This window comes from Spirochaetae bacterium HGW-Spirochaetae-1 (assembly GCA_002839375.1).
In the GTDB taxonomy this organism is placed as follows: domain Bacteria; phylum Spirochaetota; class UBA4802; order UBA4802; family UBA5550; genus PGXY01.
The window spans coordinates 160,891-170,966 of the sequence record PGXY01000002.1 but is presented as its reverse complement, the minus strand read 5'-3'; the positions used below and the strand labels follow the sequence as shown (position 1 = coordinate 170,966).

Genomic DNA, 10,076 nt, shown 5'->3' with positions numbered 1-10,076 from the left:
GATTTATTAATGTATATCTTAAAGAAAACCATGAGGCACCGGTGAAGATCACGCGCCATGCCTTTTTCACCCGTCTGGGCGAGACCTTTGAGCAGTGTGTAGAGAAATTTCTCTGGTTTGAAGATGCATATCGTAAAAGGCTGGCCCTGTATTTTTAAAACACCATGCGGGGTCAGAACATCAATCATAAAATATCCAAGATTATCTTGACAGCAAAGAACTTAGTATCATAACTGATCTCATGAAAGCATTTACTGATAAAGATGTATTTGTTATCGCAGGCCATGGCCCTTTGGAGAACGCCCGGCAGGCAATGATGAAAATTGATACTTCCATATTTCGGGGTAAATCAGTTCTCATCAAACCAAACATAGGCCGCATGGTGGGTCCAGGCAAGGGAATCAACACACATCCCGATGCCGTTGCTGGCGTTATCGAGGCCCTCAGACTCGGTGGTGCCGGAAAAATCGCCATTGGTGAAAGCCCCATTGTAGGCGTCGATGTGACGAAGGCTTTTTCTCTTTCAGGCATTTCAGATGTAGCAGAGAAGTATGACTGTGAACTTATCGATATGGATGCACGTGATTTTATCACGAAAGAGATTCCTCATGGACTGGTTCTGGACAACACCAAAATATGCAGTACAATCTACAAGTTTGATATCCTCCTTTCACTGCCCGTAGCAAAATGTCACATGCACACCGGCGTCACCCTGGGAATAAAAAATATGAAGGGCTGTCTGTACCGCCGGGAAAAGATCCGGTATCATCAACTTGAATGGCGTCCGGGGTCAGAGCATCAGGAAAAAACCCTGGATCTGGCTATATCAGACATGGCCACAATACTGCTGCCCGACATTACGGTTATTGACGGATACATTGGCATGGATGGCCTAGGGCCTTCGGGAGGCGATCCGGTACACTCAAATTTCGCCCTGGCGTCTGCCCATCCCCTGGGTGCAGATATCATCGGCGCCACCCTCATGGGAAAAAAACCTGGCGATATCCCGCACCTGCGTCTGATTGCTGAACGTCTGGGTCTGTCCCCTGAGGCAGGGGGTTATCATGTTATACCGGAAAATTACCAGGAATATATCACTGAATACCGCGACCCGCCGAAGGATATATCAATTGAATATCCCGACGTGGAGCTTGTTGATATCGATTCATGCAGCGCCTGCCTGTCCACAGTCATGCTTTTCCTGAAGAGATTCAAAAAGGATATGGAGCAATATATTCCCGATGATAAAACCCTTGCACTGGCAATTGGCAAGGGGGTGACTGAAAAAGATATCCGTGAAGGGACTGTCCTTATAGGCAACTGTGCACGATTGCATTCGGATAAATATACCTTTGTTAAAGGATGTCCTCCTGTTGCTACGAGGATATTTGAGGCCATTACCGGGCATGAACCGCCGGAGAATGAACCCGACGTCAAATAACATCTATTATCACCGCAACTGTCTCTCTTCTTTATTTTGTAACTGATATATTCATCAGTTATCCATAGTAATTACTATACTTGAATTTCCCGGATAAAGGTTAATGAATGCCAGGTTGATGATATGAAGAAAACAGTATTAATAACACTGCTATGCGTAACGGCTCTGACCCCTCTACTTCCCCAAGATAAACCGGCATATCGCCTTTTTTCAGGAAACGGGGACAGAGCCCTTTATACCGATTTGCTGGTCCGCGCACAGAATGCCGATATAGTATTCTTCGGTGAACTGCACAACAATCCTATTGCGCATTGGCTGGAACTGGAGCTTATTAAAGATCTATATATTGCAGGCCATAAGATGATTCTTGGCGCTGAAATGATGGAAAGCGACAACCAGCTCAGCATTGACGAATATCTGGCAGGACTTATCACCGACTCCAGATTCGAAGAGGAAGCTCGATTATGGCCTAATTATAAGACAGATTACAGGCCTCTCCTGCAATTCGCCCGGGACAATAAATATCCCTTCATTGCCACCAACGTTCCGCGCCGCTATGCATCCATGGTATTCAAAAATGGCTTCGAGGCCCTGCAGGAACTCCCGGTTCAGGCCAGACAGTACATAGCGCCCCTGCCTATCCCTTTCGATAGTAATCTTAAATCATATAGGGAAATTACGGAAAAACTGGGAGGCTCTGACCCCACCCATATTGCTGTGCACACGAAAGGATATCTGGCCGAAGCCCAGGCGCTGAAGGATGCTACCATGGCCTGGTTCATAGGGAAAAATCTACGGAAGGGTCAGACCTTTATCCATTTTAACGGGTCATATCACTCCAATTACAATGAAGGAATCATCTGGTATCTGAAAAAAAATCATGGTGATTTGAGTATCACCACGATAAATACCGTCACACAGGGCTCTCTTGATATGCTTGAAGAACAATACCGTGGAACTGCCGATATCATTATCGTGGTCCATGCATCCATGACGTCCTCCCATTAAGGACGGGGATCCTTTAAAAAATCACGAGAGAAGGGACAGAGCCCCTTGTTACTTAGAATCACGTCCTGGAGCCTATCAAGGCTCTGACCCCTGGGAAATCACATAGCATAAAGTACGTATCCCATATAAGAGACATAGATACAAAGCAAGAATATCCCTTCGAAGCGCTCAATGTGCCGTCCCTTTCCGGTAAAAATGAAAAGAAATAGAAAAATCCCGGCCAGGATATTAATCAGGATATCACCGCTCGCCCCGCTGTTTAGGGGTACGGGATGAATAACCGCAGATATGCCGAGAATAAAGAAAATATTAAATATATTTGATCCTACCACATTACCAATGGCAAGATCTACGTTTCCCTTGCGGGCGGCCACCACCGAGGTGGCCAGTTCCGGGAGCGATGTTCCGACTGAAACGATAGTAAGACCGATGACACGTTCAGTTAATCCTGCCAGCCTTGCCAGCTCTACGGATGATTCCACAATAAGATGACCACCCCCGGCTAGACCGGCAAATCCTGCAATTATCATCACAATGGATCGGAGCAATGTATATTCGCCTATTTCAAAGTCACTCTGCTCATCACCCTTTTTAGATAAATAATAATTATAGACCATAAAAATGGTGAAAAAGAAAAGAAAGACAATGCCATCTATTCTGGAAATCTCGGAAAAATTACGATTATCCAGGACAGCATCATTGACACATATCCATACGAGCAAGGCAGCTGCAAGGCTGAGCGGTATCTCAATCCATGTCGTATTTCTTTTCACAGCCAGGGGCGTAATAATAGAGGATATACCCACGATAACGAGAACATTGAACAAATTACTGCCGATGACATTGCCCAGTGTAATTTCCGTTCTGCCCTGCATGGATGCGAAAACATTGACAAACAACTCCGGTGCCGAGGTGCCGAATGCCACAATAGTGAGACCTATAACGATAACCGGTATATCCAGCCGTTTTGCCAGTGAAGAAGCGCCATCGACCATCATGGAAGCCCCGTAGACAAGAATTACGAAACCAATGAGAAGAAGCACAATACTAATCATCATAATCTCCTTTATAATAATTACAGAACAGGATTCCCGTCAATTCAAGGGGTCAGAGCCTCCGTCAGAGTTCCAAACGATCCAAGGGGTCAGAGCCAGCATAATAAATCTGATTTAAACCTGCATTTTAAGCCAGAGTACTTCATATGGTTCCAGATTCAATGTAAATACACTATTAGCAACGAAATATTCGTCACCGGTGAGGATGTCAACCCACTTCCGATGACGTATGAATTCAGCCAGGGAAATCTTCACCTGCTGTTTTTCCGGTATAACACTGGTGATTGCCAGTATATTTTCATTGCCGTCCGGAGATGTTCTGAGGACGGCAAAAACTGCATCGGAAACTGTAAGTATGCTCTGACCCCCTTGGGGATGAAAGGCCTTTTCCCTGGTCCTTTTCTGTATGAGAAATGACAGGCGATGGGCTACCCGGGCCGTTGTGGTTGAAAAATCTTCCATGGCCTTTTCCAGTTCTTTTCTGCTGAGAACATCGCGGTTGATGCTGCGTTTGTCCTTTTCATGCTTAACCGCTTCAATATCGTTTTTTGAACCCAGAAGACCGTGCAGATACACCCCCGGAACACCGATTATCACCAACGGAATGGAACGGGCGGCAATATAACGATTCACCTGGAAATCCACTTCCTCTCCGGACTCCTCACAGTTCAGGGCGCTATAAAAGGTGATATTCAGCTCGTAGATAGATTCTTTTCCATCTTTATCGGTCCGATAGGATATCAGCCCCCCGCGCTGTGTTACACGCTCCGCCATGAGTTCTATATCCTCATCGGTGAGAAACTCCCGGGCACCCAGTACTCCTATCCCGTCATGACTGTCGAGAAAATTGAGATAAGTGGCATACAGCGAGGGATTCTTTAATTCACGAGCCCATTGTGTCAGCTTCGCGGCCGTGCTGTTATGAAACGTGTGAAGGATAAGCGGCGGCAGGGCGAAATTATACACCAGTTGTGCCTCGTCATAACCGCTTCCAAAGTAGGTGATGTTATCGCTGTGAGGCACATTGGTCTCGGTGACAATGGCCACATGAGGAACCACGGCATCGAGGATAAGCCTGAACAGTTTTATGATAGTGTGGGTCTGGGAAAGGTTTGCGCCCGTGGTGCCCAATTCGTCCCAAAGATAGGTGACGGCGTCGAGGCGGATAATATCAGCCCCCCTGCGAATATAAAACAGGAGAATTTCTATTATCTTGATGAGCACCATGGGGTTCTGAAACTTCAGGTCGATCTGATCAGGACTGAAGGTTGTCCACACGAGGCGCCTGCCGTTATACGAATGGAATGGTGTCAGGACTTCACTGGTACGGGGCCTCATGAGTTTGTTCAGCTTTTTCCGTGGAACATTTCTTCGCTCGGGAAAATGAGTGAAGTATCCCTGGTAGGCCGGGTTGCCATTGAGAAATTCCTGGAACCAGAAGCTCTTGGAAGATACGTGGTTGATAACACCGTCAAACATGAGGCGAAAATCATTCTTCAAGTCTATGATATCCTCCCAGGTACCCAGATCCGGGTCCACCTGGCGGTAGTCGCTGATGGCAAAACCGCGGTCCGACGAAGACGGGAAAAAGGGCAGGATATGAATAGTATTGAAAACACCCCTCAGGTATTTATGGGACATCTCGTCCAGGGTCTTCAGTGGTTTTTTATGTTTGTCCACCACCAGGTTGCCGTAGGTTATCAGGATAGCATCCTCGTTTGTAAACCGGTCTTCGGGTCTGAAATGGCTCTCCCATTCCATCATCTCATCGGTCTTGTGGGCATGATAGACCGATATCACTCGCTCCAGTTCTTTTATATACCTGCGGGCTTTGGTTTCACCATAGAGTTGAACCAGCATTGAAAAGATTCTGCTGCGAATATCTTCACGAAGCCGATACAGGGGACGCCTGAAATCGGGCTCCAGACTATGAAAATTTGAAGGACGCGCATCCTTCCTTTTCATCTGTTTCTCCTGATAAAAATAATCCATACCATAATCTACACGTCAGTTAACGTTCAGAATCCGATTTATTATATTCTCTTCTAAAAGTAAGTATAGGATAGAAGGCGGTTTTCTGCAACCAAACACTGTAAAATATTAAAAAAAATTTCTTTCCAGTCCCAGGGGCAGTTCCTGTTCCGCCTTTTCAAAAAATGAGCAGGAATTGGCAATCCCGGTAAGAAAATCGTTCTTGGCCGGGTTTATTTCCCCGCATTTCTGTATCTGTATGAGTTTCCATTGTTCACTGCTTCCAGAGGAAAGGAAAGATAAATCTCAAAACGGTTCTCCCGCCAGTAGAGGGTCAGAGCCCCTCCATGGTTTTCCACAATTTTTTGAACGATGGCCAGTCCCAGCCCGTATCCCGGTATATCGGCATTCTTTCCTCTCTGGAAGGGTTGCAGGAGTTTTTCCGGATCAGTGCCCACGGGAGAAAGGGTGTCATTTTTCACGGTGAGCGTCATGCCATCTCCCGCTCTCTTCATTTCCATCTGTATTGAGCTCCCGGGGGGTGAATACTTCACGGCATTGTCAATAATGTTGTTAAATGCAGTCTTTATATCATCGGGATCACCCGTCATGAGAAATTGCACTTCAGGAATATCAAGACTGAAATGAAGGCTTCTACTTTCCAACACCGGTTCAAAACGCTTCACCGCATCCCTGGCCATGGCTGCCGCATCGAAGGATTGTTCCATTGATTCGGCGCCATGAATATCCATCTTCGTCAGCTGCAATATCCGGCCGATGAGCGTATCCATATCCTGAATCTCTTCTTTAATCGTTTCCAGGAGCGGAAGACATGCCCCTGTATTGTTTCCCTTCAGACGATCTTCGAGCAGTTCCCCGGCAATGCGTATCCTGGCCAGGGGAGAACGCAGTTCGTGGGAGATATGGGCCGTGAGCATTTTCGTCCCCGTGACCATATATTCCAGCTTTTCGGCCATGGTATTAAAGGCGTCGGCCAGTTCACCTATTTCATCCCTCCCCCGCACCTGCACCCTCTCCTGCAGGCGCCCCCAGGATATCCTGAGAGCCGATGCCTTCAATTTTTTCAGAGGTTCCGTGATGTATCGGGAAAGGGGAAATATGAGAAGCGCCATTATAAGGCCCAGAAAGGCCAGGGCAAGGGCAAAATCCCTTTCGAAGGCTCTGACCCCGCGGCGTGCGTAGTATAAATGGAGAGAGGCATTGGCAATTGTTGCCGTTTTAAGAGGAAGAATCATATGGATATTCTCGTTTCTCTTTCCCCATGAAACCCGGTAATTCTCCCTTTCTATAGACCTGTGGGCCGGTGTCATGAAAGACGGCTCTCCCTGGAAGGATTTCACAATATATTTACCGCCCGATTCGATCCAAACCATGAGGCCGTACCGGCTATCCAGTTCAGTAAAAAGATCGCGTAGTTTTGGATAGGGATTCTCCGGATCACGTCCAGGAAGGGTCAGAGCCTCTTCCGTCAGGGTTCCGATGATCAGACTCCCGGCATTCACGTACTGTTCAAAGCGTTCGTGAAAGGGATTCCCCAATATCAGCCTGAAGGCGGCAAATATTAAGAATTCCATGATCAGGAGAAGGACCATGAAAGAAACAAATATCTTTATATAAAGCCTTCCCGTTCTCATGGTTTACTCTTTATGGACAAACATGTATCCAGATCCCCACATGGTCTTTATGCAATTTTTATTTCCTTTCAATAAGTCCACTTTAGACCGGAGTTTGCTGATATGTACATCGATACTCCGTTCGAAGGCGATAAAATCCCTTCCCCGGGCATAGTTCATGATTTCATCACGCGATAGAACCGTATTTTTTTTCAGCATCAGCAGTTCCAGAATACGATATTCCGTGATGGAAAGCTCCAGTTCCCCGTCACTGCCGCGCAGCATATGGGAGGCCCTGTCCAGTGTGAGTTCCCCGGCTGTTATGTTATCCGCCTCCCTTCCCTTTTCGGGGTTCCCTCCGGGCTGAGCCCTCCGCATGACGGCCTTCATGCGGGCCAGAAGTTCCCGGGGATTGAATGGCTTGGGGAGATAATCATCTGCGCCCAGTTCCAGGCCAATGATTCGGTCCGTGTCCTCGCCGCGCGCCGTGAGCATGATGACGGGAAGACCGTACCTCTGCCGTACATCGCGCAGTACATCGAAGCCATCCCGGTCCGGCAGCATAATATCGAGAATGAGGATATGGGGACTGTTCTCCTCAATGGCCTGCAAAACCCCCGAGGCTGTCTTGAGGGACATCACGGAAAAGCCGAAGTCCTCCAGGTATTGCCGGAGAAGTTTCTGAAGCTTCACATCGTCATCAACAATGAGGACCCTTTTATCCTGTTCTGTTCCACTATTCATAATCATAAAGAATGTACTCAAAAAATTCGTTCGCCGTGTTCTTTTTTACAATCTTTTTACATTCAAGCCGACGGCGAATAACTTATTTAACATCTGTACCCTATATTGACTGAAATGACTGACGCAATGAAACAACATTGTAGGCAGTTCATTAAAGATATCAAGTTAAAAAAGGAGACAGCCATGTCAAAACCAAAAACACTTTTCCTCACCGTCATCGCCCTTGTTTCTGCGGGGCTTCTTTTCTCTTCATGCCATCATAACGGACGGCACTGCGGCGACAATTTCCCCGACAAGGTCCTGAAACGCATGGACAACCATGTGGCAAAACTGGAACTGAACGCGTCACAGCAGCAATTCTACAACGGCCTGCGCGAAGAGGTACGCCAGGATATTATAAAAATACGCGACGACAGGATAAAATCGCTTGATGAAGCCATGGAGGAGCTGAACAAGGAGAAGCCCGACATGGCATACCTGGTAGCCGCGGCAAAGAAAAAACATGAAAATATGCCGGCTCTTTTCGACAAGTATGCCGACCGCTTCCTGCAGTTCTATAACATGCTCGATACGAAGCAGCAGAAACAGGTCGTGGAAAAAATGAAAAAGTTGGGAAATCATTTCAATTGTAATTGATCCCTGCCTATCATGCCGCACTTTTTTGGAGTGCGGCATGATTTTTATCTATTATCATTCCTGCACTATTATCCGTATATTTTCCGCAAAAATAAATTTTCTGTTTTACAAAATTTAAAATATCCGGTAAAGTTTCTGCGGCAACTAAAAACACACCTTTTGCATCGATTGAGTGAAGGAGAAAAACATGGGAATCAATACAAGCATACGTAAAAGCCTGTTATCAGCATATGAAGATAAGGGCGTGTTCGTTAAAAAAAGAGCCGTAGCCCTTTTTTATGTATGTCTTTTTATGATAGTGGTGCAGGCGTTATTGATGCTAACCCTTGTTACCAGCGGCACTCTCAAGGCCCCTCAGTTCATCACGCTGTTTCTCGATGTTATTGCAACGGTTCTATCCCTCTTCATCCTGATACGGGGCCGCTATACTCTGGCGGCAAACATCATGACCATATTCAATACACTGATCATTACAGGGGGATTCTTTTCCAAACTCTCTTATGCTCCTGCCGAAGGATACATTACTTTGGTCTATTTCATGTACATGGTCATAGCCATGGCAGCTCTTCTCACCAGCCCATCGATCCTGACCGGTGTTGTGGGAACATTTTTTATCAGTGATATCGTTTATTTTATACTGGCAAAATCAAAAATAGCTCCAGAACTTCAGGATCCCATCCGCATGGCAGCCATTGAAAGCGCCTTTTCCATGATTGCCATTTTAATTTTACTTCGGGCCATGCAGTATATCAGCAGTTCGGCCGTAACCTCGGCCGAACAGGAATCGGAGACAAACCGGCAGCAGAACAATATCATCACGGGAATACTGAAGCGAGTGGCCGGCACTTCTGAACTCTTATCCTCATCATCCGATGATGTGTCGGCGTCAGCCGATGACCTGAGCTCCGGAGCCAGCGAACAGGCATCCAACCTGGAAGAAATCACCTCGTCCCTGGAGGAGATCGGTGCCAGCATCCAGCAGAACACGGAGAATTCGAAGAAAACCAACGAGATCGCCGGCCGGACTGCCCGAATGGCCGCGGAAGGCGGAAAGGCCGTAGACGAAACGCATGACGCCATCAGGAAAATCCACCAGAGGATAACGCTCATCGAGGATATTGCCTACCAGACCAATCTGCTGGCACTCAATGCAGCCATTGAGGCGGCCAGGGCCGGTGATGCCGGCCGGGGATTTTCCGTTGTGGCCGGCGAGGTCCGGAAACTGGCGGAAAAAAGCCAGACGGCATCGCAGGAAATAAGCTCACTGGCGGGAAACGGCGTCAGCCTGGCGGAAAAAACAGGAAATCTCATCAAGACTATTGTCAAGGATATCCAGGAAACGGCCGACCTGGTCCAGTCCATCACCCATTCATCGGAGGAACAGAATAACGGCGTTGAACAGATCACCGTGGGCATGGAACAGCTCAACAGTCTGTCACAGTCCAATGCATCGCTTTCCGAGCAGCTGGCTGCTTCATCGGATTTATTAAAAAAGCAGTCCGACGAGCTGAAGGCAATTCTGGAGACGAACGATCAGGCCGCGGCCCTTCCCATGCTAAAGGCGTGAGCGTACCGCGGTATCAAATC

The 10,076-nt window shown here is 47.2% G+C and carries 8 protein-coding genes; 4 read left to right on the top strand and 4 right to left on the bottom strand.

Annotation, left to right across the window (positions count from 1 at the left end):
- Positions 1-241 precede the first annotated feature (241 nt).
- Both CVV44_02725 and CVV44_02720 read left to right on the top strand, forming a co-directional pair.
- Positions 242-1,441, top strand: a complete 1,200-nt coding sequence (locus tag CVV44_02725) for a hypothetical protein (protein PKL40536.1) — start codon at positions 242-244, stop codon at positions 1,439-1,441.
- 123 nt (positions 1,442-1,564) lie between these two features.
- Positions 1,565-2,449 (top strand): iron-regulated protein, encoded by an 885-nt coding sequence (locus tag CVV44_02720; GenBank protein PKL40535.1) that lies wholly within the window; start codon positions 1,565-1,567, stop codon positions 2,447-2,449.
- Positions 2,450-2,547: 98 nt separating this feature from the next.
- Here CVV44_02720 and CVV44_02715 read toward each other — a convergent pair whose 3' ends face one another.
- From CVV44_02715 to CVV44_02700, 4 genes are all read right to left on the bottom strand, one after another.
- The gene (locus tag CVV44_02715) at positions 2,548-3,507 is read right to left on the bottom strand and encodes a sodium:proton exchanger (GenBank protein ID PKL40534.1); all 960 of its coding nucleotides are present in this window, start codon (positions 3,505-3,507) and stop codon (positions 2,548-2,550) included.
- A gap of 111 nt (positions 3,508-3,618) precedes the next feature.
- A complete protein-coding gene (locus CVV44_02710; protein ID PKL40533.1) occupies positions 3,619-5,496 on the bottom strand; it encodes a sugar phosphorylase in 1,878 nt (625 codons plus the stop codon).
- Positions 5,497-5,708: 212 nt separating this feature from the next.
- Entirely contained in the window at positions 5,709-7,130 is a 1,422-nt protein-coding gene (locus tag CVV44_02705; protein PKL40532.1) for a hypothetical protein, read from the bottom strand.
- Between the two features lie 3 nt (positions 7,131-7,133).
- Positions 7,134-7,853 (bottom strand): two-component system response regulator OmpR, encoded by a 720-nt coding sequence (locus tag CVV44_02700; GenBank protein ID PKL40909.1) that lies wholly within the window; start codon positions 7,851-7,853, stop codon positions 7,134-7,136.
- Positions 7,854-8,036: 183 nt separating this feature from the next.
- Between CVV44_02700 and CVV44_02695 the strand changes: the two genes are divergently transcribed.
- A complete protein-coding gene (locus CVV44_02695; GenBank protein ID PKL40531.1) occupies positions 8,037-8,489 on the top strand; it encodes a hypothetical protein in 453 nt (150 codons plus the stop codon).
- A 187-nt stretch (positions 8,490-8,676) separates the two neighbouring features.
- Complete coding sequence (locus tag CVV44_02690; protein ID PKL40530.1) at positions 8,677-10,056, top strand: hypothetical protein; 1,380 nt, start codon at positions 8,677-8,679, stop codon at positions 10,054-10,056.
- The last annotated feature ends 20 nt before the right edge of the window (positions 10,057-10,076 follow it).